Source organism: Catenovulum agarivorans DS-2 (assembly GCF_000568405.1).
GTDB lineage: Bacteria > Pseudomonadota > Gammaproteobacteria > Enterobacterales > Alteromonadaceae > Catenovulum > Catenovulum agarivorans_A.
In genome coordinates this window covers 1-24114 of record NZ_ARZY01000050.1, presented here as the reverse complement: position 1 = coordinate 24114, position 24114 = coordinate 1, and the positions used below count along the sequence as shown (strand labels likewise).

At 40.9% G+C, this 24114-nt stretch carries 22 protein-coding genes; 7 read left to right on the top strand and 15 right to left on the bottom strand.

What is annotated here, in order from left to right; genetic code table 11:
- The first annotated feature begins 279 nt into the window (after positions 1 to 279).
- Positions 280 to 903 (top strand): OmpW family outer membrane protein, encoded by a 624-nt coding sequence (locus DS2_RS17965; RefSeq protein WP_035016360.1) that lies wholly within the window; start codon positions 280 to 282, stop codon positions 901 to 903.
- 570 nt (positions 904 to 1473) lie between these two features.
- Here the strand turns inward: DS2_RS17965 and DS2_RS17960 are convergent.
- Both DS2_RS17960 and DS2_RS17955 read right to left on the bottom strand, forming a co-directional pair.
- Positions 1474 to 3675 carry a CHASE2 domain-containing protein gene (locus DS2_RS17960; protein ID WP_051479995.1) on the bottom strand — a complete coding sequence of 734 codons (2202 nt, stop codon included), beginning with the start codon at positions 3673 to 3675 and terminating at the stop codon, positions 1474 to 1476.
- Between the two features lie 17 nt (positions 3676 to 3692).
- Complete coding sequence (locus DS2_RS17955) at positions 3693 to 4427, bottom strand: hypothetical protein (RefSeq protein ID WP_051479994.1); 735 nt, start codon at positions 4425 to 4427, stop codon at positions 3693 to 3695.
- 134 nt (positions 4428 to 4561) lie between these two features.
- On the opposite strand from DS2_RS17955, the gene DS2_RS17950 reads away from it, so the two are divergent.
- Complete coding sequence (locus tag DS2_RS17950) at positions 4562 to 5896, top strand: ATP-binding cassette domain-containing protein (protein WP_035016359.1); 1335 nt, start codon at positions 4562 to 4564, stop codon at positions 5894 to 5896.
- Here the strand turns inward: DS2_RS17950 and thiH are convergent.
- From thiH to ubiT, 4 genes are read right to left on the bottom strand one after another with little or no spacing between them, the layout of a single operon-like run.
- On the bottom strand, positions 5886 to 7013 hold the full coding sequence (gene thiH, locus DS2_RS17945; protein ID WP_051479993.1) for a 2-iminoacetate synthase ThiH: 1128 nt from the start codon (positions 7011 to 7013) through the stop codon (positions 5886 to 5888). The two genes, DS2_RS17950 and thiH, sit on opposite strands and share 11 nt — an antisense overlap.
- Entirely contained in the window at positions 7013 to 7810 is a 798-nt protein-coding gene (locus tag DS2_RS17940) for a thiazole synthase (RefSeq protein WP_035016358.1), read from the bottom strand. The genes thiH and DS2_RS17940 overlap by 1 nt, the downstream gene beginning before the upstream one ends.
- 4 nt (positions 7811 to 7814) lie before the next feature.
- Entirely contained in the window at positions 7815 to 8012 is a 198-nt protein-coding gene (gene thiS, locus DS2_RS17935; RefSeq protein ID WP_051479992.1) for a sulfur carrier protein ThiS, read from the bottom strand.
- Positions 8005 to 8553 (bottom strand): ubiquinone anaerobic biosynthesis accessory factor UbiT, encoded by a 549-nt coding sequence (gene ubiT / locus DS2_RS17930; protein WP_051479991.1) that lies wholly within the window; start codon positions 8551 to 8553, stop codon positions 8005 to 8007. The genes thiS and ubiT overlap by 8 nt, the downstream gene beginning before the upstream one ends.
- 130 nt (positions 8554 to 8683) lie before the next feature.
- Between ubiT and ubiU the strand changes: the two genes are divergently transcribed.
- Positions 8684 to 9673: a ubiquinone anaerobic biosynthesis protein UbiU gene (gene ubiU / locus DS2_RS17925; RefSeq protein WP_035016357.1), complete on the top strand. Its 990-nt coding sequence runs from the start codon at positions 8684 to 8686 to the stop codon at positions 9671 to 9673.
- Positions 9674 to 9691: 18 nt separating this feature from the next.
- Complete coding sequence (locus tag DS2_RS17920) at positions 9692 to 10567, top strand: U32 family peptidase (protein ID WP_035016356.1); 876 nt, start codon at positions 9692 to 9694, stop codon at positions 10565 to 10567.
- A gap of 21 nt (positions 10568 to 10588) precedes the next feature.
- Here DS2_RS17920 and DS2_RS17915 read toward each other — a convergent pair whose 3' ends face one another.
- From DS2_RS17915 to DS2_RS17900, 4 genes are all read right to left on the bottom strand, one after another.
- Positions 10589 to 11170 carry an SCO family protein gene (locus DS2_RS17915; RefSeq protein ID WP_160168592.1) on the bottom strand — a complete coding sequence of 194 codons (582 nt, stop codon included), beginning with the start codon at positions 11168 to 11170 and terminating at the stop codon, positions 10589 to 10591.
- 4 nt (positions 11171 to 11174) lie between these two features.
- Positions 11175 to 11933, bottom strand: a complete 759-nt coding sequence (locus DS2_RS17910; RefSeq protein ID WP_035016355.1) for a formylglycine-generating enzyme family protein — start codon at positions 11931 to 11933, stop codon at positions 11175 to 11177.
- A gap of 66 nt (positions 11934 to 11999) precedes the next feature.
- Entirely contained in the window at positions 12000 to 13385 is a 1386-nt protein-coding gene (nirK, locus tag DS2_RS17905; protein ID WP_235188641.1) for a copper-containing nitrite reductase, read from the bottom strand.
- Between the two features lie 128 nt (positions 13386 to 13513).
- The gene (locus tag DS2_RS17900; RefSeq protein WP_035016353.1) at positions 13514 to 13951 is read right to left on the bottom strand and encodes an RrF2 family transcriptional regulator; all 438 of its coding nucleotides are present in this window, start codon (positions 13949 to 13951) and stop codon (positions 13514 to 13516) included.
- Between the two features lie 221 nt (positions 13952 to 14172).
- On the opposite strand from DS2_RS17900, the gene DS2_RS17895 reads away from it, so the two are divergent.
- The 3 genes from DS2_RS17895 to DS2_RS17885 all read left to right on the top strand — a co-directional run bounded on the left by DS2_RS17895 (position 14173) and on the right by DS2_RS17885 (position 18468).
- Complete coding sequence (locus tag DS2_RS17895; RefSeq protein ID WP_035016352.1) at positions 14173 to 14853, top strand: hemerythrin domain-containing protein; 681 nt, start codon at positions 14173 to 14175, stop codon at positions 14851 to 14853.
- Positions 14846 to 17194, top strand: a complete 2349-nt coding sequence (locus DS2_RS17890; protein WP_081754329.1) for a nitric-oxide reductase large subunit — start codon at positions 14846 to 14848, stop codon at positions 17192 to 17194. The genes DS2_RS17895 and DS2_RS17890 overlap by 8 nt, the downstream gene beginning before the upstream one ends.
- A 170-nt stretch (positions 17195 to 17364) precedes the next feature.
- The gene (locus DS2_RS17885; protein ID WP_035016351.1) at positions 17365 to 18468 is read left to right on the top strand and encodes a phosphoribosylaminoimidazolesuccinocarboxamide synthase; all 1104 of its coding nucleotides are present in this window, start codon (positions 17365 to 17367) and stop codon (positions 18466 to 18468) included.
- A 21-nt stretch (positions 18469 to 18489) separates the two neighbouring features.
- On the opposite strand, the gene DS2_RS17880 is transcribed toward DS2_RS17885, so the two are convergent.
- The 5 genes from DS2_RS17880 to DS2_RS20100 all read right to left on the bottom strand — a co-directional run bounded on the left by DS2_RS17880 (position 18490) and on the right by DS2_RS20100 (position 23995).
- Entirely contained in the window at positions 18490 to 18777 is a 288-nt protein-coding gene (locus tag DS2_RS17880; protein WP_051479990.1) for a GNAT family N-acetyltransferase, read from the bottom strand.
- 88 nt (positions 18778 to 18865) lie between these two features.
- The gene (locus tag DS2_RS17875) at positions 18866 to 20254 is read right to left on the bottom strand and encodes a PQQ-dependent sugar dehydrogenase (RefSeq protein WP_035016350.1); all 1389 of its coding nucleotides are present in this window, start codon (positions 20252 to 20254) and stop codon (positions 18866 to 18868) included.
- A gap of 457 nt (positions 20255 to 20711) precedes the next feature.
- Positions 20712 to 22754 carry a TonB-dependent receptor gene (locus tag DS2_RS17870; protein WP_051479989.1) on the bottom strand — a complete coding sequence of 681 codons (2043 nt, stop codon included), beginning with the start codon at positions 22752 to 22754 and terminating at the stop codon, positions 20712 to 20714.
- A gap of 123 nt (positions 22755 to 22877) precedes the next feature.
- Complete coding sequence (locus tag DS2_RS17865) at positions 22878 to 23237, bottom strand: NYN domain-containing protein (protein WP_035016349.1); 360 nt, start codon at positions 23235 to 23237, stop codon at positions 22878 to 22880.
- 20 nt (positions 23238 to 23257) lie between these two features.
- A complete protein-coding gene (locus tag DS2_RS20100) occupies positions 23258 to 23995 on the bottom strand; it encodes a FlgO family outer membrane protein (RefSeq protein ID WP_051479988.1) in 738 nt (245 codons plus the stop codon).
- Between the last annotated feature and the right edge of the window lie 119 nt (positions 23996 to 24114).

The following is a 24114-nucleotide window of genomic DNA, read 5'->3' as shown; positions in this document are numbered from 1 at the left end:
CATCCCAGACGTTTGAAGTTTTGCTCTAAATCATTGCTCGGATACTTTTCATTCGGTGATTTTTATTAAGCGGAAAACTTTCGTTAGATTTGCCAGATCATATCAAGCGACCAATCTTGTCTTTTTGATCCCTATCAACAAAACTACTCAACTGCCCAAGCCAGCAGCAGTCAAACTTTGCTTAATTAGTTTATTGATTTGAAACAACATTTCTTCTGTACAGCTTGTTAATTTAACCAACAGATAAGTTTATTTTTTAGAGATTTTTGGAGTAACAAGATGAACAAATTATTGTTAGCCGCAGCCGTATCTACCGCATTAACAGCAGGGTTAACTGCCTCAGCTTTAGCTGTCCAAGCAGGTGATTTTTTTGCACGTGTAGGTGTTGCCAATGTCGCGCCAAATGAAAGCAGTGATGTTGTAGCCGACACAGCTGAATTATCAATTGCTGGTGATACTCAGTTAGGTTTAACCCTATCCTATATGCTAACTGACAATTGGGCTGTTGAGCTGTTAGCTGCAACCCCGTTTACTCACGATGTGTCTGTAGCGGGTTTAGGCCAAGTTGCAGAAGTCACACACTTACCACCAACCTTGTTGGCTCAATATTATTTTGGTGATGCATCTACTGAATTCCGCCCATACGTTGGCGCTGGTGTGAACTACACTGTATTTTTTGAAGAAGAAGGCGTTGGCGCGTTAGATGGCACTGAAGTTAAAGTAGACAACTCGTTTGGTTATGCATTGCAAGCAGGTTTTGATTATAAATTGAATGATCAATGGTCTGCCAATGCAGCGGTTTGGTACATCAATATTGAAACAGATGTGCATACAGCGGTTGGTACTGTCGATACAAAAATTAATCCGACAGTGGCCATGCTTGGTTTGAAATATCAGTTTTAAAGGTTCTGCGCGCGTTTGATTATCTGCAACCAAGCTTCAAATGGACTTGGTTGCACAAACTTCCAGAACGGTACCGCTGAAAATGTGGAGCAAGCTGGCTAGAAATCCCGAATAACTCAGCAAACGCTGCAAGTCATCCCTGAGCGCTCTCGAATTGCATCCATGCAATTCAAGGTTGCTTCGATTATTCGCAATTCCCATCCTCAACAAACACATATATCGCGGCTAGAAAATCAACCGCAACTCATGAGTCAAAAAGAGCGAGAGCAATAACTTGGAGCAAAATGTCTGATAGAGCCCGTTTGAATGCTAATTTTCTAAAACTTCAAAAGATATGGGCGAATCAAAACCGAAGCACCGCTTCGCAGTTTGATGAGGTGGAGCCACGGAAGGCGACAGGGCCTGACCTTCATGGATGAATAATCTACTCAAGATTTGCATGTATTTCGAAAAGCGTTTTTAGAAAATTATGCTTCAAATGGGCACTGTTGCACGTATTCACAGCGTTTTTGTGAACAAAAACTAATTCGCCTTTTGGTTTCTCTGGCAAACATTACTAACGAAAATCCCCTACTTAATTTGATAAGTATAAACCCCATCCCAATTATGCGGCGGCGGTGACTGTTGATAACCATTAATACGCTGCAAAAACAATTTATACAAAGCCTCAGAAACTAATTTCTGCTCAAATAACTGCTGCAAACAAGCCTGCGCGATAGACCAATCTTGCTGACGATAGGCTAACAAAAATTCAGCATACCCAGATACTATCCCCTTGGCATATTCACCTTGTTTCGAAGGCAAGCACAACTGGTAGATTGCCACAGCCTGCTGCTTACCTTTAACCCGCACCGCATCAATTTCGCGGATCATCCAAGGGCTGCTCGCCACCAGCTCAAAAGTAAGCTCACCTAGTAAAATCTCGCAGCCATACTGCTTAGTAAGCCCCTCTAAACGTGATGCTAAATTTACTTCATCACCAATAACCGTATAGGCCATTCTAAACTCAGAGCCCATATTGCCAACATGCATCAAGCCCGTATTAATACCAATACCAGTTTGTAGTTGCGGCCAATTTTTGCTGGCAAAATCTTTATTAACTTTATCTAAGGCTTGCTGCATTTCTACCGCAGCGGCGACAGCTTCAAATGCATGGTTGGAATTATCAATCGGCGCGCCCCAAAACGCCATAATTGCATCCCCCATATATTTATCAATCGTGCCATTATGCTTATGAATAATACGGGTCATCACGGTTAGATATTGATTCATCAAGTCTGACAAATCATTCGCGGATAACTGCTCAGAAATACGTGTAAAATCACGTATATCGGTAAACAACACAGTCAGTTGTTTTTGCTGCCCCTGCAGCTGATATTTATCTGGCGATTTCGCCATATCAGCCACTAAGCTGGGCGGCACGTATTGGCCAAACCGACGCACAATAAAATCTTTCTGTCTGTGTTCCATAATTAATTTATAAGCAATAAGCAGTACCGCGGTTAAAAACCAATAACTTACTTGACTAGCCAGCGGCATATACACTTTATCGAACCACAAAGTAAAACTAACCACAAACAGCCCAACCAATACCGCTAGCGCATAAACAATTTGCCAACTCGGATTGTCAATTCGATACAACAACAGCAGTAATATGGATAACAACACAAACAAACTAAGTTGCATCACTAAAGGTTGTTGCACAGGTGCGACAATTTGTTCAGTTAATAAACCATGAATAATAGACGCATGTACTTCCACTCCTGGTACTGCTTTAGCAAAGGGTGTGGTTCGTAAATCAAGTAAACCCGCAGAGTCTGTGCCTAACAGCACCAACTTGTTCTTCAACTGCTCGAGTGGTATTTGCTGGCGCAAAATATCAATAATGGAATAATAACTAAATTGATATGCAGCGCCAGTATAAGGCACCAAAACGGCCGCTTTCTCATTTACTGGAATGCTGTAGCCATTGAGTTGTATTCCAACTAATTGGCTTACTTTTGAACCATCAGCTTGAGCAACTTCTGCGAAGTTAGTCGCCATGTTTTGTTGCTGTGCAATTCGCACCATTTCTAAAGCAAGTGAAGGGTAGACATACCCTTGATATTGCTGCAATAAAGGCACACGACGAAAAACCCCATCTTCATCTAATAAAGGGTTATCAAAAAAGCCTGCGCCTGATGCAGCTTGGTGAAAAGTGGCTAAATTGGCAATAAAAGATTGAGCCGCTACTAAGGTAGAATTTTGCGTTTTTGCTATCGGTACAGGTAAGTTGTTTTTGTTTTTTTGTTTGTTTTGCGCAAACACCAAACCAGTTACAACTTTATGCTGCTCCATTTGCTCAGCAAACATTTGATCAAACTGGAGTTGTGGTTTAAAGCTCTTATAAGCTTGTTGAAATAATGGTTGTTGCTGTAAATCAGTTTGATTAAGAATATCCAGCACTTCTATCGCGGTTGTATCAGAGCTTTCGGCAAACACTGTATCAAAGCCAATCAGCTTAATTTGATAATGGCTGAATAACCTATCTAATAGCTGAGCAAGAACATCCCGCCGCCAAGGCCACTGTCCAAGCTCAGCAATACTTTTTTCATCTATGTTGGCAATAACAACTTGCGGGTTATTTAACTCAGCCGGTTGATGGGTGATCTGCCAGTCATAAAGCGCATGCTCCAACTTAGTTAATAAGCGCAGCGCAGCAACATCACTGATATGCACCAAATGGACAAAAAAGCTTGCCAATATACATATCCAAAATAGCCACTTGCGCATAACTAGGCTCGTTAATATTAATAGTCTAAATCGATATCAGTGTAGTCGTTTAACGCTGAAAAAGGAGCAGGTAAACCTAGCAATGCATTCATTAACATCAGTTCGTCATCGCCATGATTTAACATAGGCGCAGGTTTAATTAATTTGCCTGTTTCGCCTTTCGCTAACACAAACCTAGGTGAATCATGATGTTTACTACGAATCGCTTCAAAACTCGATTTATCGTCCGTTGCCGTCAAATCGACTTTGCCATAGCAAGTACATACATAACTACGCTCAAGCTCAGATTCAGCATAAACCGCTGTGCCGCGTATGCCGATGGTTGCAGTGGTAGTCGTTGTTGTATGCTGCTCGTTTCCTTCCCGCTTACCAAATACCGACATAAGTTTACCTTTCAATAACTGTGCACCCGTTTCTATTTGCTGGGCATCTGCTGATAGAATCACTTCGCTATTTTCACGCAAGAGGTGTGCATCTTTCCCCACTACAAAGATTAATTGGCTATCGTCACTGGTTTCTATCACGGCATTGGCAGGCACTATGGTTTTTTCGCTTGCAAGTTCGCCATTAACTCGCACTTTACCTCGCAAACGAAAGATAGACTCTCCTTCGCCCATTGGTTTAGGCACTTTACCCAATGCATAAACTAACTGAGAAAAAGCTAAATTAGATAGGGTACCAACCCCTGCCACTGCAATTAATTTTTTTAATAACTGGCGCCTAGCCATGGTTGTGTGAACAACAGACTCCATCCCGACCCCTTGTAAAACTAAGATGTTATTTTTAGATTAGACCAGATATATGCTAAATGTATTTCAAAGTCACTTAAGCGGGTGACTTTGATTAAAAAACAAACTAAAGTCAATTAAAACTTTAAGAGAAATTAATGAAAATAGCCCACAAAATTACTGACCAACTCTCAACTAAAAGCCTAGCCATTCTCAGCCCAAATGGCGGTGGTAAACAAATGTTCGCCAAAGCTTTAATAGAACACCTGCAAGCACAAAACAAACAAGTTGGCCTAGTTTCGTTTGAAAGCCAGCAGCAAACTTATGAACATGAATTAAAAATAGATTTATCTGATATTACCAACGAAGTTGACCCAGGCACACTCGCGAAAGATTTTTTACCGGCAGATAAACTTGACCACCCGCTGATTAAAGCACTTCATTTAGAGCATAGACTCAACACAGGTTATCGCAGCTTAAGCTCGGGTGAAGGACGTAAATTACTCCTATTAAAGGAGCTATTCTCTGGCAGCCAAGTGCTTATTTGTGACAACCCGTTTGATAGCTTAGATACCAACTCATGCGATGCTTTGTCCAGCGCCCTAGAACAAGTTATCCACACAGGCGTGCAAGTTATTTTAATGCTAAGTAACTTGATTGACCTACCAAATTGGGTTGAACAATTAGCTTGGTTGAATCAACAAGAGTTTGAAGTATTAGGTGCAAACAACTCAAATAATCAACACACCATTAAAAACCACTTTGCTGATTTGGTTAAACAAGATGGGCAGTGGCCACAAAACCATAAGCGCCTTGCTGATTATCCACATACTAATATTGCAGAGTTGATTGACTGCCAAGTCATATACGACGGCCAAACCATATTTCCTGCACAAAGCTTAACCATAAAACCACTGCAGCATACCTTGATAACAGGTGCAAATGGCAGCGGTAAATCAACCTTATTACAACTGATAACAGGGGATTGCCCACAGTGTTTTAGCAATAATGTGACTGTGTTTGGATTTAGGCGCGGCAAAGGCGAAACTATTTGGGACATTAAAAAGCACATAGGATTGGTAAGTGCTGACTTACACAGAAACTACCGAGTAAACTGCAATGTACTCACTGTGGTGCTATCAGGTTTATTTGATTCTATTGGTGTATATAAACAAGTTGAAGCCAGCCAAATACAAATAGCAAAACAATGGTTGAACAAAGTAGGCTTAGCCGATAAAAGCCAAATATTATTCAACCAACTGAGTTTTGGTGAACAAAGGTTAGTATTAATTGCTCGCGCTTTAGTTAAAACACCACTTATGTTGGTATTAGACGAACCCACTTTAGGTTTAGACGAAAGTAACCGTCAGCGCATTCTGCAGTTTTTACAAAGCATAGAGCAGCAACAATACTCAACCATATTGATGGTCAGCCATAGGCAAGATGAACATTTAGCTTTATTTAAACAAAGAATCCATTTGGCTACCGACTAAAACTCGCATGCCAGTCTTGCATCACGGTTTGATAGCCTAGTTGGCTAATCACTTGGGTTATTTGCTGAGTATTGCGGTTATCGTCTATATCAAATTGGTTTAACTGAGCTTGATTAGCTTGTGCATAACCACCAGGTTGGGTACTTGATTCGGCCGACATAGTGGTAATACCCAAAGGCAGTAACATATCTCGAAAAGCGGCACTTTCGCGGGTCGATAAACTCAGTTCCACTTGTGGATTAAATAAACGAAAAGCCAGAATTAACTGCAATAACTGCTTTTCACTGACCAAATTTTGTTGCGGAATGTCACCCAAACAAGGGCGCAAACGTGGAAATGAAATTGAATAGCGGCTGCGCCAATAATGTTTTTGTAAATAGCTTAAATGACTAGCCAACATAATGGCGTCAAATCGCCAGTTGTATAAACCCAATAACGCGCCTAATCCAATTTTATCTATACCTGCTTGCGCGATACGATCTGCCGTTTCTAACCTATGTTGATAATCCGCTTTTTTACCTTTTAGATGATATTGTGCATAGGTTTGTGCGTGATAGGTTTCTTGGTAAACCAATACAGCATCTACCCCAACTGCTTTTAAATGCTGATATTCGGCCACCGACATAGGTTGCACTTCTAACGATATATGTTTAAACAAAGGGCGTAAAAATTTAACCACTTGAGTTAAATAATCTACACCCGCAAGCTTAGGCATTTCACCTGTCACCAATAAAATATGTTGATAACCTTTTGCCAATATTGCTTGGGCTTCTAGCTTAATCTGTGCCATATCTAACATAGTGCGCCGCTGCTTAATGTTGGCCGAAAATCCACAATAGCTGCAAATGTTGTTACACCAGTTAGATAAATACAGTGGAATATATAGCTGAATATTTTTGCCAAATCTTTGTTGGGTAATGTGCTGACTAAGCTGCGCCATTTGCGGTAAAAATGATTCAGCAGCAGGTGACAACAGCTGCGAAAATTGTTTTATCGATAAACCATTAACTTGTTTGGCGGCAAGTAAAACTTGCTGTATTTGGCTTGAGCTTGTTGCTGACTCACCCGATAATTCGTCAGCTAAATCAGCCACTTGATCTGCGTTAAAAACCAACATTACTCAACCTCATTGAGCTGCTGCAAAAATTCAGTCAGTGGGCTAGACGCTTGCGCTTGCATACCCACTTCAGCCAATCCTGCCTCATAAGCACAACGTCCAGCTTCAACCGCTTGGGCAAAAGCTTTGGCCATTGCTACAGGTTTTGCCGACACTGCAATGGCCGAGTTAACCAGCACAGCATCAGCACCTAACTCCATTGCATAAGCTGCGTGTGAAGGTGCACCAATGCCAGCATCAACAACCACAGGGATATTCGCTTGTTCAATAATAATGCGTAAAAAATCTTCTGTGAGTAAACCTCGGTTAGAACCAATAGGTGCCCCCAAAGGCATAACAGCCGCACAACCTACCTCTTCTAATTTTTTACACAATACAGGATCAGCATGCACATAAGGCAAAACAACAAAACCAAGTTCACAGAGTTTTTTGGCGGCGATAAACGTTTCGTTGCCATCTGGCATTAAATAACGAGGATCAGGATGGATCTCTAATTTAACCCAATTAGTTTGTAATGCTTCGCGCGCCAACTCAGCAGCATAAATGGCTTCTTTTGCATTAGCTGCACCCGAAGTATTAGGCAACAGATGAATATTAAGCTGCTTTAGTGGGGTTAAAATATCGTCATTATTTGCAGCTGCTGTGTTTTCTGTAGATATGTGTAAACGCTTTAATGCCATAGTTGCCATTTGTGAGCCACTGGCTTGTGCTACATTTTTGAGTAACTCGGGGTGGGCAAATTTGCCAGTGCCAATAAACAACCTAGAAGCAAATTCTCGCCCTGCTATATTCAACATAGTTTTATCCCCCTGCTATTGCTTGAAAAACATCAACCACATCTCCGTCAGACAACAATTCGTTTTGCCATAACGAGCGGCTAATCACTTTATGATTAATAGAAATAACTATGCCATCGGTTGTTGGTAATACTTCGAGTAAAGCGCTTATGCTTGAACTTTCCAATGGTATTTTCTGACCATTTAACTGGATACTAATCATGTGTTTGCCTTGAAGTAGTTGCGACAACCGAGTTTGATTTCAACGAGGGATTAGGTAATTCCGCATAAAAATCAATCATTTTTTTGAGCAAGTGGGGTATTTTTTGATTATCCACTGAGTCTAAAAAATTCTTTAATTCTAATCCTAACTCAGTGTCACCTGTGATGAGTAACTGCCGACGAAAAAACAAACTATCGGGATCAACTTTCCCCGCCAATAGTTGAGAAAAAGCCTGCAAGTTCCCCGCAATAGTAACGTCGGCTTGCAAACTAGCATTACTGCGCTGGCAAACAATTTGCTGCTGCTCAACACTTAGCAATAAACACAAATCAGCGTCGGTAAAACGGACCTCAATCCATTTACCGACCAAAAAATCTAACTCAGCCTGAGCAAGTTCTGTGGCAAACAATTGATTTAACGCCTTTGAACATAACTGACACAAAGGTTTGTTTGGCAACACTTGCCATCCAAATGTCAGTAATTTAGGAATGGCCTGCTGGGCAGGCACTATAGTGTGCAAACGGGCAAGTAACTGAAGCAAATTTATTCTCCTTAACCTTCCAGAGTTTGCATTATAGATAGATGAAAATTTGAAAATTTAATCTGGATCAAGCCACTGAAGCATTGAGCCTTTTATACTCAAACCCACTCGAACACAGTAGAGATAAACTATGGAGTTATTGGCACCAGCAGGCAGTTTACCTGCGGTTAAAGCAGCATTAGAACATGGCGCAGATGCTATATATATAGGGTTAAAAGACGACACCAATGCTCGTCATTTTGCGGGATTGAATTTTAATCAAGATAAAATTAAACAAGCAGCCAATTTAATTCAGCAGCAGCACAAACATCTACATGTTGCGATAAATACTTTTGCCCACCCAGGCCAACACAAACGCTGGCAATATGCCGTTGATCAAGCAGTAGATATAGGCGCAAAAGCGCTGATTATTGCCGATATTGCGCTACTAGATTACGCAGCTAATCGTTACCCAAATGCCGAATTACACTTGTCGGTACAAGCCTCAGCCACCTCAGCCCCCGCAATTGAGTTTTATCGAAATAACTTTGGTGTAAAAAGAGTTGTATTGCCTAGAGTTTTATCTATGCATCAAGTTAAACAACTATCTCGCACCACAGATGTAGAATTAGAAGTTTTTGCCTACGGCAGTTTATGCATTATGGCCGAAGGACGTTGTTATTTATCTTCTTACATGACAGGCGAAAGTCCTAACACCACAGGCGCTTGCTCTCCCGCAAAATATGTTGAATGGCAAGAGCAAGGGGATATTTTAGAGTCGCGATTAAATAATGTAGTGATTGATAGATATTCACCCGATGAAAACGCTGGTTACCCAACCTTGTGTAAAGGGCGCTTTCAAGTGGCAGATAATACCTATCACGCCATTGAAGAGCCCACCAGCTTAAACACACTTGAACTATTGCCCGAGCTGAAACAGTGCAATATCAAAGCCGTTAAAATTGAAGGGCGTCAACGCAGCCCAGCTTACATAGCACAAGTGACTAAAGTTTGGCGACAAGCGCTTGATGCGGTCAATCAAACAAACTACCAAGTTGAGCAAGCTTGGCAACAAAGTTTGGCGAATTTGTCTGAAGGCAAACAAACCACATTAGGTGCGCTGCACAAAAGCTGGCAATAACCAATAAGGAGATAAGATATGCAATTTTCACTCGGTGCTATTCAATACTATTGGCCAAAAGACCAAGTAGAAGCTTTTTACCAGCAAGCGGCCACCAGCCAAGCTGAGCATATATATTTAGGCGAAACCGTTTGCAGCAAACGCCGCGAACTTAAAATGAAAGACTGGCTGAAACTTGCACAAGAGCTCACTCAAGCCGGTAAACAAGTGGTTATTTCAACCATGGCGTTATTAGAAGCGCCTTCGGAAATTTCAGTCTTAAAACGTTACTGTGACAATGGTGACTTTATTATTGAAGCAAATGACATCAGCGCAGTCCAAATACTCAGCCAACAACAGCTGCCGTTTGTTTGTGGGCAAAGCATTAATATCTACAACGCCAGCAGTTTAAATTACATGCGAAAACTCGGCATGATGCGTTGGGTAGTGCCCGTTGAGCTAGGCCACGATTGGTTACAACAACTCAAACAAGACTATATCAATCAATTTGGTGACATAGATTTTGATATAGAATTAATGGCATACGGCCATTTACCACTGGCATTTTCAGCCCGCTGTTTTACCGCTCGTTCAGAAGACCGCGCCAAAGACGACTGTAGTTTGTGTTGTATTAAATACCCAGAAGGCAGAGAAACATTAAGCCAAGATGGCCAAGTATTGTTCGTATTAAATGGCATTCAAACCCAATCGGGTAAATGCAGTAATTTAATCAATGACTTGCCAAACATGCATGGGCTTATCGACATAATTCGTATAAGCCCACAAATTGAAGGAACATTTGAGGTATTAAACCAGTTTGTGCAGCAGCAACAAAACCCAACTAAACACCAACTTACCCAGCTACAAACCAATGGGTATTGGCACAATATTGCGGGTATGTTGGCTCAACAATAATACTTGAGTAGTTGGCTACAACTACTCAAGCTTTTCTAATATATTCACAATTTCCCCTACCCGTTTAGGCTCACCCAAAGTTTGTAGCGCAATTTCGCCCTGACGATTTAACACAGTTACTATATTTGAATGTGACACCTCATTATCAGGAATGTTTTGATATTTAAACTGCAACACCATAGCAAGTTGGCGTACAGACTCATCATCACCCGTTAATAAACGCCATTTAGTTGTATCCAATCCATGTTTTTTCGCAAATTCGTTCAACACCTGAGGTGTATCAGAGTCTGGTGTAAGTGATACCAACACAAACTCTGTATTGGCCAAGGTTTTAGCCGATAATTTTTGCTGGGCTTGATGCATAGTCGACACTATTGTTGGGCAAGTATGCAAACAATGGGTATAAATTAAACTCACCACTTGGTTTTTGCCTTGTAAATTTTGCCACTTTAATGGCTGGCTATTTTGATCTGTCCAAGTTGATTCAAGATGGTAAACCGAGCTATCAGGTAGCTGTGCTAACACACCTGCGGATAAACTCCCCATGACAATCATCAAAGATGCATACCATGTACTTCTATTCAATAATTTCATAATTTTCATGCCATTAATCCTTTGAATAATTTGTTGCTGCCGCACATCTAAAACCCAAATTGCTGGAAGTAAAATGTGCCTGCAAACTAGAACGAAAACCAAAACGCATAAACGCCGCATAATCTTTTGGATCTGCAGAGCTAGCAGCACCTGCGCCGCAAAATAATTTAGCGTCTAGGCTTGCATCATTACGTGATTCACCATTAACCAGCGCCGAGTTAAAATCTAACGTCCATTCCCAAACTAAGCCATGCATGTCGTATACCCCCCAATAATTGGCAGGATTTTGCATAATCTCGGGTAATTGAGTTGGTGTTGGTTTGCTATACCAGGCCAATATTTTTTGATGAAAATCACCTTCAATACTGCCATTAGCCTGATGCTCACTGGCCAATGCAACATACTCCCACTGGTCGACTGTTGGCAGCACTTTGCCTTGCGCTTGGCAATACGCTTGCGCTGCAAACCATGACACATTGGTAACCGGCGTATTTAATTGATGTTGGCTTGGTTGGTATTGGCCATTTTGTAACAACCAATGTTGTAAATAATTATGCTCAGCAAATATGCTTGGCACATTTTGTTTTTGCCATTTAGTTTGAGCTTGCACAAACTCAAAATATGCTTGGTTAGTCACGGGCGCTGCGTCTAACTGAAAAGACTGCACCTGCACATAAGGCGTGTCAGCTTTAAGATATAACGGGCGATATTCACCTGCATCAATTGGCTGCATTTGCCCTGCTAAACTCAGCCACAGAGTTGTTATAAACATACAAACCTCCGCTGAAAATAAACTGCATCTATACCCAAACTACTTGAAGATGCAGTTCCAACCAACTTAATGGCGTTGATTAGCCACTTGTTCGGCGGTTACTTCACCACCTTTGTTGCCAAAGTTGTTTAACAAGTACGTTAAAACATTGGCGATATCCATATCGTTTAACTGCATAGCGGGCATCACACTGTTATATGTTTCACCGTTTACTTTAACCGCACCTGATAAACCATTAAGAATCACACGTATCGCGCGGTCATGATCAGCATTAAGATAATCAGATTTGGCAACAGGTGGGAATGCCCCTTTAATACCTTCACCTTTCGCTTGATGGCAAGCTTGACAGTTCGCTTCGTAAATACGTTGGCCAAAACGTATTTTTTCAGCTTTGTTTTGTGCGGTTACAAATGGAGCTGCATCACCAACACTTTGCACTGCTGAACCTTCGGGTAAATAAACTGAATCTTTCTGTTTACCTGAATAGATACCTTTATCTTCTTTACCTTCCACTTTTAAAATACCTAACGCACCTTTGTTAAACGCACGGAAAATAGAATGGTCAACTAAAATAAAGTTACCCGGCACATCTAATTTAAAGTCGACTATGGCAGAACCACCCGCTGGTACTAAAGTTGTTTGCACATTGTGATTAACCAGATCGCCGCCTTCAACATAAACATTGTCAAAAATTTCACCAATAACATGGAAAGAAGAAACTAAATTAGGGCCACCATTACCAACATACAAACGCACAGTTTCACCAACTTTTGCGGTAAGTGCTTTATCGCCAGTTAAACTGCCCACAGCCCCGTTAAATACCACATAATCAGGCTGCTCTTTTATCGCCTTTTCCATATCAAAAGGTTGTACACCAGCTTCCCCATAAGCACCTTTAGTATAAAAATCACCTTGCACGACATAATATTCGCGATCAACTTTTGGCAAACCATCTTTAGGCTCAACTAAAATTAAGCCATACATACCATTAGCGACATGCATACCCACAGGTGCAGTAGCACAGTGATAAACATACAAACCAGGGTTAATCACTTGAAAACTAAAAGTTGAGCTATGGCCAGGTGAAGTAAATGAAGAAACAGCACCACCACCTGGGCCTGTTACCGCATGTAAATCTATATTGTGGGGCATTTTAGAACTCGGATGGTTCGACAAGGTAAATTCAACCTCATCACCTTCACGCACCCGAATAAAACTCCCCGGAACACTGCCCCCAAATGACCAAAACACGTATTCAACACCATCAGCCATGCGCCCGACCTTTTCTTGAGTTTCAAGATGGATCTGCACTTTTGCTGGGTAATTTCGGGTAATTGGAGGGGGCACCATAGGTGGGGCAGTTAACGTAGCTTTTTCTACAGGTAAAGATTTGGCATTTAACGGTACGGCTAACACAGCCGCAGCTACACCAACAAGCATTGCAAGTTTCATATTAAACATCCTTCTTAAGTACAAATTACAAAAATAACTTGGATGTTTTTTAAACTACGCTTGCTATAATAAACTTTATTGATGCATATCAAATGAATCTTTAAAAACAGTCCGACTCTTCAATAGAGCTAAATCAATATATGTTGCAAACTTGCTAGATTTTGCTCATCCACCAAATCCAACAATGTATAAGCTTCAAGCGAAACAAAAAATGCATCAAGCGCTTTCGACAACATCATTTTTAATCGGCAATTTGGGGTAATAACACATTGATTTGAATCACCAAAACATTCGACTAAGCAATTTGCTTGTTCTAACTCTCTGACTAAAGTTCCAATATTTATCTGTTGCGGTGGTTTACTTAAACTTAATCCACCGTTTTTACCGCGAGTTGCCACAACATACCCTCTTATATTGAGGTCTTGGACTATTTTCATTAAATGGTTTTTAGAAATTTGATACGCATCCGCAATATTCTGAATGGTCGGCAACTTGTCAGATTGGGTCTGAGCGGCTAAATAAATTAATACGCGTAATGAATAATCTGTGTAACGGGTAATATACATAATCTGTCTCTATTTACAGCAACCACGAATACATTAAAGCCTGTTCAATATAACGTAAATTAACTAAATTTAAATCCCCACTCTATGTGCTGTATGCCCCATAACGTCCTATCTAATTGGAACATGATCTAGATCATAAACCCAGCAATTTGGTCATTTTCAAAGCTAGTATCTCCTCCTAGAATAACATGCATATAAATTACATCTTTAAGGAATTGCCAATGAATATACTCAACAACTCATTAGCCGAAGTACTTAAAACCATTCCAAAAGCGAGCCACGTTTTTGCACATTACAACCTGCACACCCCAATTAATTTAACTCAACCTGTTTATATGCTGCTAAAACAAAATCAGTTAGACGCACAGACAGTGTTAGCCGAATTAATCGAGGTCATGCCTGTTAGCCAACAAGAGCAAGCTTTAATGGCTGTAGACAATAGCAAAGTTGTCGATTATTTACTGGATAACTATCACAGCAAACATAAACGTCAATTAGCTGAATTATTGCAACTCTCGCAACGCGTCGAATCGGTACATGCAGATGAACAACTATGTCCACAAGGTTTAACTGATTTTTTAAATTATGTGCAAGACGATTTGCTGTCGCACATGTTTAAAGAAGAACAAGTATTGTTTCCTATGATTAAACAAAACAATACTTTTATGTTGGCCTGCCCGATTAACGCGATGCGTCAAGAGCACCAAGACCATCTCACTTCAATATTAAAACTCAACCAACTGAGCCACTATCAACAACTTCCCAACGATGCATGTGGCAGTTGGCGTGAGTTGTACCGATTATTAGATGAATTTATTTGTGATCTAACTCAACACATTGTTTTAGAAAACAACTTTTTATTTGTACGAGCCATCAACTTAACGGAGAAAGCACATGGGTAACTACAAAAAAATTTGGTTAATGCTATTAAGCATTTTAGCCATCACCTTTAGTATGCTCGGATACTTTGGCAGCGAAGTGTATCGAGTTGCACCACCTATTCCAGCCAAAGTCGTTGGTCCAAACAACCAACAACTAATGAGCAAAGACAGCATTCTTGCGGGGCAATCAGCATGGCAATCTGTTGGCGGCATGCAACTTGGTTCTATTTGGGGGCATGGTGCCTATCAAGCACCCGATTGGACTGCCGACTGGCTACACAGAGAGCTTGTGGCATGGTTAGATATAGCAGCACAAGACAACTATGGCCATCCTTACGATCACCTAACCCCTACTCAACAAAACCAATTAAAATTTGAATTAAAAACGGCCTATCGAAACAATAGCTACGATAAATCAACCGACACTTTAGTGTTAGACGATAGACGCATCCAAGCAATCCAACAAGTTGCCGCTTATTACAACGCTTTGTTTGGTGACGACAAAAACCTGCAACCAACACGTAAAGCTTACGCAATGAAAGAAGATACCTTGCCAAGCGCAGAGCGACGTGAACGTTTAAGCGAGTTTTTCTTTTGGACGGCATGGGCAGCGGCAACCGAGCGCACACCAGCCGGCGCAACCTATACCAACAACTGGCCACATGAACCCTTAATCGACAACAAACCAACTGCTGAAAACGTTATTTGGTCAATTGTCAGTGTTGTGTTGTTAATAGCCGGTGTTGGTGGTGTTATCTGGACTTGGGCATTTATGCGTAAAGAAGATAAAGAAGTCATTGCCCCAAAACAAGATCCAATCACTACATTTAAACTCACGCCATCACAAAAAGCACTCGGCAAATACCTATTTGTTGTTGTGGCATTGTTTATGTTTCAAGTACTCATTGGTGGTTTTACCGCCCACTACACAGTTGAAGGCCAAGGTTTTTATGGCATAGAAACCTCACAATGGTTTCCTTATAGTTTAGTACGCACATGGCATATTCAAGCGGCCGTGTTTTGGATTGCCACAGGCTTTTTAGCAGCAGGATTGTTTTTAGCCCCCGTTATCAACGGCGGTGAAGATCCTAAATATCAAAAACTTGGGGTTGACGTATTATTTTGGGCTTTAATTGTTGTTGTTGTTGGTTCATTTGCAGGCAACTATTTAGCAATAGCACACATATTGCCTGAAGACCTGAGCTTTATGTTAGGCCATCAAGGATATGAATTTGTCGATTTAGGACGCTTGTGGCAAATCGGTTTATACATTGGCATTTTAGTCTGGTTAACCTTAATGTTACGAGCCATATTGCCAGCATTTAAACAACCAGGAGACAAAAACCTATTAGCCTTGTTAACTGCATCAGTAGGCGCAATCGGCTTGTTTTATGGTGCAGGCTTCTTCTACGGTGAAAAAACTCACATATCAGTGATGGAATATTGGCGCTGGTGGATAGTTCATTTATGGGTAGAAGGCTTCTTTGAAGTATTTGCCACCGCGGCCATGGCCTTTATCTTCTGCACTATGGGCTTAGTTTCTCGCAAAATGGCCACCATGGCAGCGCTAGGTTCAGCCTGTTTATTCTTATTAGGTGGTGTACCGGGTACCTTCCACCACTTATATTTCTCAGGCACAACCACACCAGTAATGGCGGTTGGCGCAACATTTAGTGCACTTGAAGTTGTACCTTTAGTTGTGCTCGGTTATGAAGCTTGGGAGCATTATAGTCTGCAGCATAAAGCGGTATGGATGCAACGCATCAAATGGCCTTTAATGTTTTTAGTAGCGGTTGCTTTCTGGAACATGTTGGGCGCAGGTGTGCTTGGCTTCTCAATTAATCCACCGATTTCTTTATATTATGTACAAGGCTTAAATACCACAGCCACCCATGCCCATGCGGCGCTATTTGGTGTTTATGGATTTTTAGCCCTTGGTTTCACCTTGCTGGTTTTAAGATACATTCGCCCTACGATGCAATTTGACGAAAAACTCATGCGTAACTCATTTGTTTTGTTAAATGCGGGGTTAGTTTTAATGCTGTTCACAAGCTTATTGCCTGTGGGGCTCATTCAATTTTATGCCAGTGCTTCAGAAGGTTTATGGTATGCACGCAGTGAAGCCTTTATGCAAAGCGATATTTTACAAACATTACGCTGGGTTAGAACCGTAGGCGACGTTGTATTTATCGTTGGTGCTGTTGGGGTATTTTGGCAAGTTGTTAAAGGCTTAATTGGTAAAAATACCCCTCAGTTTATTGGTACGGTAGCGGCCGATCAACAAACAGAATTAACCCAAGCGCCAGTCGCAAAAGCCACACAATCATGCTGTGGGGGCTGCTCTGGCGAAGAGGTAAAATAAAAACTCATCACACCACCATAACAATAATAGCAAGGACGCGCATCCACGCACCTCTAACGGTTGATGCTCAACGCTCATTGGGTATCAACCGATTTTTTATTTGGCTCAAAAACAGGGAATTTGTTATTATCCATGCTTGATTTTCTTCCAACCAATGCAGGAATAAATAAATGAGCTTAGCGGACTCCGTTTTAGCGGTAAACGACGATTTACCAATACGTACCGACAAACCCGTACACAGTGGAAAAGTGCGTTCGGTTTATTGGTTAACTGAAGCCGACTCGAAACGACTAATTGCCGAAAAAGGTTACGATGTACGTGCAGATGCCCCATTAGCCATTATGGTAATTAGTGATCGTATTTCCGCATTTGACTGCATTTGGCATGGTGAAGAAGGTTTGCAAGGTGTACCGGGCAAAGGCGCAGCATTAAACGCGGTTTCTAATCATTGGTTTAAATTGTTTAAACAAAATGGTTTAGCCGACAGCCATATTTTAGATATTCCACATCCATTTGTCTGGATTGTACAGAAAGCCAAACCAGTAAAAATTGAAGCAATTTGTCGCCAATATATCACTGGCTCTATGTGGCGCGCATACAGCAAAGGCGAACGCGATTTTTGTGGTATCCAATTACCAGAAGGTTTGCAAAAAGACCAAAAATTACCTGAATTGTTAATGACCCCTTCTACCAAAGGCATTTTAACAGGCATTCCAAACGTACCAGAGCAAGACGACGTAAACATTACTCGCGAAGACATTACCAACAACTTTGCTGCATTTAACTTTTCATCAATTGACGATGTTGCTTTATACGAAAAATTACTCAAGGAAGGATTTGGGGTAATTAGTGACGCACTTGCAGCCATTAATCAAATATTTGTTGACACAAAATTTGAATTTGGTTACGTAGAAGATGCTAGTGGCAATGAAAAACTGATTTACATGGACGAAGTAGGCACACCAGATTCATCACGTATTTGGGATGGCGCAGCTTACAAAGCTGGCAAAATTGTTGAAAACTCAAAAGAAGGTTTCCGCCAATTATTGTTAAACCACTTCCCAGATCCTGACATTTTATTAAACAAAGACAGAATGGATGAACGCAGTGCCTTAGCACGTGACAACGCTCTGCCAGTAGAAGTATTAATGCAAGTATCAAAAACTTACATTGATATTGCTGAGAAGATCACAGGCGAAAAAGTGCACTTATCGGATAATCCAAAAGCTGAGATTATTCAAATATTGCGCGAGCAGTATGGTTTGGTGGATTAACCACCAAACTTGGGATTGAGGTCAGCTGCCAACCCCCATAGATTGATACCCTGAATCCACAAAAAAGTGGTCTATGTACCCATCATTTTGTATATCTGCATAGCCCACTATATTACCGTTAAATTTTGCAATGTAAGGTTGTATACACTCCAAACGTTCTTTCCACTTCACAGCATCATACTCAGGTGGAAGCCATGCCTTTATCTGCTCTGGAGCATAATCTTTACTACAAACTTCATTTATTGCAGACGTAAATACTTTAAAAAGCGCCAACTCTACGCCGCTGTAATATGCTTGTATTGTGATCATCGAATACTATAACACCTAATTTTTGGACGCATAAATGCGTGGCCATGCGGGAAAATACTAGCAAATAAATACATCGAGTTTATTTCACTCAATTTTGCTTAACCACCTGCAGCACTTTATTATCACCACCATCTCTTACTGCAATAAATATCTCTCCAGCAGGCGATACAGCAACATCACGAATACGGCCTTGGTCTTTAACCAATAATTCGTCGCTGATAACTTGCTGGTCTTTAACCACTAAACGGCGTAGTTCTTGTTTGGCAAGTGATGCTAACAACAAGTTGTTTTGCCATTTGGCAAAAGTTTTTCCTTGGTAAAACTCCATACCCGCAGTAGCAATAGAAGGCACATAATAATGTTTAGGTTGTTGCATGCCTTCTTGGTGGGTTTTATCTGATATTGGCTTGCCGTTGTAATTGATACCATAGGTAATGACTGGCCAGCCGTAGTTTAAGCTTGGTTCAATTAGATTAATTTCATCACCACCGCGCGGGCCGTGTTCGCTTTCCCAAATTTCATTGGTCACTGGGTGTAAAGCTAAACCTTGTGGGTTTCTGTGGCCATAACTCCAAATAGTTGGCAGTGCATCTTTAGTATTGATAAACGGGTTGTCGGCTGGAATTTTACCATCTTCAGTTAAGCGATGAATTTTACCGTTTGGCTTAGATAAATCTTGCGCCATTTGCATACGGCCACGATCACCTATTGAGAAATAGACATAACCGTCGCGAATAACAATGCGCGAACCAAAGTGCGCACCTGACGCTATATGTAAATCATGTGGTGCACGGTAAACAACTTGTTGATTCACCCATTTGTTGTTGATGATTTGCCCGCGCATCAAGGTTGTCATACCTTTGCCAGAGTCGTTTAGCTCTTCAGCAAAAGTTAAATAAACCCAGAGTTTTTTTGGATATTCAGGATGGACCAATACATCTAATAATCCACCTTGGCCTCTTAACCAAATTTTTGGTGTGTCGGCTATTTTGTATTTTTCACCTGTGCTTTTTAACAACCAGACATCACCAGCTTTTTCGGTAATTAAACTGTCGCCATTCGGCAAGAAACTCATGCCCCATATTTCTTCGTCAAACTCAGCGACTGTTTTCAGCGAATAAGCATAATCTTGGCTTTGCAATACCTCGCCTTTTTGGATCACTTGTTGTGGTTGTTGATTACCTTTTTGCTCTTGAATATATACAGCTAAACCTTGAATTAATTCATCAGATAAAGCGTGTTTCCACGCTGGCATACCCATTTGTGGATTACCGTCGCGAATACTTTTGGCGATATCAGTTGCAGAACTGCCGCCTTTCCATTCGTCATCAATTAAACTTGGCCCCATGCCACCTTGTAGTTTTTTGCCATGACAACTGGCGCAGTTTTCTGCATATACATCTTCCACAGAAGTTGGTTTAGCTGTACACGCAGCTGAAAATGCAGCAACTGCAAGGGCTATTAATTTTAATTTCATGGGGTTCTCCAGTGGTTATTTTTAGCTTTATATTTTTATGCATAGTTCCGTGCCGACTAACGCTCCAGGATGTCACCGGCCTAAAGCATGACTTTCGCAAAACCGCTGTGAATACAATCCCTGTACGCTTCGCTTTTTCATCCCTGAAAAAGAAATTTTGCTCTAAGTCATTGCTTCAGTACGTTTACATCCTTTCACTCGTTTCAGGCACTATTCCAATATCGCAAAAAAGATATCCGAACACATGTACTAGAGCAATAATTAAGAGCAAAACTTCAATCGCCATGGATGGCGTTTGCGAGCTTACAAGGACGTACTTGCAGCGTTTTTGCGATAATTATGCTCTAGTGCATGTATACACCAAGACTAGCAGTGCTTTAATTTGTATAGCAACAGTAATGCCTAATCCAATGCACCAAAACTAGCAGCACATTTTTACAACTAAACACAGCAGCAATTAATATTGATAACTCACCTGCGCAAATACTCTGCTCGGCTGTCCAACAAAATACCTATCATTACCAAAGGCAAAATCAGCACGCTCGGCATAAGCTTTATCAGTAATATTCAACCATTGCACTGCCAAATGCCAATTGTCGGCCACAGCAAAACTCGCACGGATATTATGTAACAAATGGCCAGCATAACTATGCTGATTTTCAGCATCCGTGTAATAGTCTGACATATAAACAGACTCAAATTCTAACTTAACTCTATCCGCCCAAGTATATGCCAATTGTTGGCTAGCGATCAGCCTTGGTGCTGTGTCTATATCATTGCCAGCAAATTGTTTTTTGTATTTATGCCTAGCCCAGATAGCTTGCAATGAATACTGCCAATTATTGCTCAGTTGATAAGCCAAATTGCCCTCTAAACCTGAATGTTGCGTGCGCTCATCATTTACATATAAACGCTGTGAATTTTGCGCGATCACGTTATGTTTGTGCATATTAAACACAACTGCAGTTAACTTTAGTTTATCGGTTAAATACTCAATGCCCAACTGAGTATTGTAGGCCGTTTCAGCGTCTATTGTTTGCTGCGCTGCATTTTGTAAACGGTACAACTCCATAATGTGCGGTGCACGGTAGGCTTTATCAAACTTAATATAGGCACTGGTTTGCGCATTAAGCTGCCACACAGGCATTAAACTAAAACTTACATCGGCAAAACTGTCATCTCGGCTGGTAGGGCGATAATAACGACAAGGTGCCATTCCACATGGCTGACCATTTTGTTGGTTATTGCCATCATCCAAGTAGTTAGTATATTGATAATTTATTTGCTCAAAACGTATAGCATTTTGCCAATAAAAATCATCCGACCAAATCCAACTCCAATCGGCCGCAAACGACAGTGTTTGCATATCTACCGCAAAATCATACTGCCGCCCTTGTGGCAAAATTGAGTTTAAAAATGCGGAACTCGTTTCCGTTGGCCAAGGTTGGTACTGTTTAACTTCCCCTTGAGTGTTTTCTAACTGGCTAGAGAAATCTATAAAATGATTGCCCCTGTTCACCTGCCAATGGCCTAGTAAACCTAAACTTGTGTGCTGATTATTCTCAATTGGTGTACCTGGCAAATAATGCATTAAAAAATCCATTTTATTGTTACGCAGATAAGGGGATAGTTTAACCAAGCTGCCATCCGCCAACTGAGTTTGCGCATGCACAGTTAACCGCTGACTTTGTGCTTTGCGGTAAGCATTGTCTAAACGGTTTTGTCGTCTAAGCTCTTCATCTAAATAAGCTTTATCTCCCGCTTGAATGTAACCAGCAGTGATTTGATCTAAATCTTGCACAGATAAACTTGTATCCAACTGCCAATCACCTAGTTGACCACTGTGTTTAGCTAATAATTTATATTGTTGATAACCCGAATTATCTTGGTAGCCATTGGTATCAACCCAATCACCAGCTAATAAAAAATCACCTATATTCGATTCTTGATTATGCTTTAGCTGCAGTTTGGTGAGTTTGTTTGCTCCCAAACCGAGTTTTACTTGATTGGCTTGTTCAAACGGCCTAGGCGTAACAACATTAATCATACCGTGAATCGCATTGCTGCCGTATCTTGCTGAGTTAGCACCATTAACTACTTCTATTTTGCTTGCCAGCTCAAAAGCTGAATCAAATAACTGATTCACATTGCAAAAACCACTAGCCCGAAGTGGAATGCCATCTTCTAAAGTTAAAAACTCACCACATGCACCCGCACCGGTATATACAGGAGAACGCATTGCCAATAAAGATTCTTGGCCATTGCCACGGCTCAGCCAAGTGCCCGCTGTCCGCGATAATACTTGGTTTAAATGCTGAGCTTGTAAAAGCTCTAAAGACTGTGAGCCAATTTGCTGATAATCCGCCAATTGCATAATCGACGCATTGCTTTTTGCTGAAATAACCTGAATGCGCTCGATTGGTTTTTCGATAGTTTCGCCAACAACTTGTGGACTTAACAGCAGCAAACACAAAGATAAGGTTTTAAATAAATTACTCATGCTTTAAAGAGATTTACGATAGTTAGCAATATTCTGCCAGTTAAATGTCCATAAATGAACTTGCGGGTAATAAGGAATTAAGGCGGAGAAGAATTCCGCCTATCTTTGTTGCATTTGGATAGACTAACAATTTACCACAAGCACATCCAAACCCTGTTTGAGTAGTTTTTCAGCGAGTTGTTTAATTAATTTAGGGTCTACTGAACTTTGACTAGACACGACAAATAAACTGCCATGTTGCTTAATTTCAATGCCAATCCTAAGTAGATCATCCGAAATAAAAGCTTTTAATCCTTGCGGAATGTTACTCGCTTGTTTGTAAACAGCCAGCTGCACCTTTTGGCAGCCGCTTTGTGGTGTTTTGATTTGTTGTTTAGGTAATAGTGGAATTTCTGCAACTATTTGTGTTTCGCGAGTAAAATTCGCGTGCGTTTGGCTACAAGCAAACAGCAAACCCACCGCAGTTAATTTAGCTAAATTCATAACAACTCCTAAATTGAAAGTCAGTGTGCTGAATAGTTATGAAATCTAACTTTCGATGGCCCTGAAAACGCCTGATCCGCTACAAAATAGGGTACGAACCCTTTAGATGCTGCAAGTATTTGATTGCTGTTCAAATCGATGATTCTCGCATTAATCACTAAACCATTTTGATGCCACACCATGGTGCCAGACAACACATGATCTATCCCCTGTATCTCACGCAATTCGCGGGCTTGGCGGCTAAAGATAAAATCACCACCTTGGCTCACTTTAATAAATCCTGTCGCTTTAAAATCCACAACAGGTAAACCAAGCTGACGCATTTCAGTAATAAATTCTTCGGCGATTTGATTACCAGCTAAATTACTCGATTGCAAAGTAGAATCTAAATTAACAAAAGAAGTGACCGCCATACTGCGCACATAATAAGGTTGTAAATTCGCAACCAATTCTTTGGCGATCCTTGAAATGTAATTGGTTAAAACTTGGTGATTAGCATAAGGGTTTTGCGGTCCAGCTTGCCAAACGGAATTATAAGTGGGAGCTGTGCCTGTTTGCGCTGGGTGAACATGTGCTGGTTCTGGTGCAGGCGCCGCTACCACTTGTTGGCGCGTCATACAGTCTGCTGCCCCTTCTTTTTTACCATAAATAGACATGTCACAATCGTTAATACGAGAATCTTTAATTGTCATTGTGGTACAAGCAGACAATAATACTGAGCAGCCTAGCAGTTGAATTAATTGGCGAGTTTTACGCATTTTATGAATCCTTCAAATCAATAGTCTTGTTATGATCTTCGACTCATTCGCCAATATTTAAATAAGAAAAATTCCTAGTGTTTTTTTAATAGAGCTAAATCAATATAAATTGCGAGTAT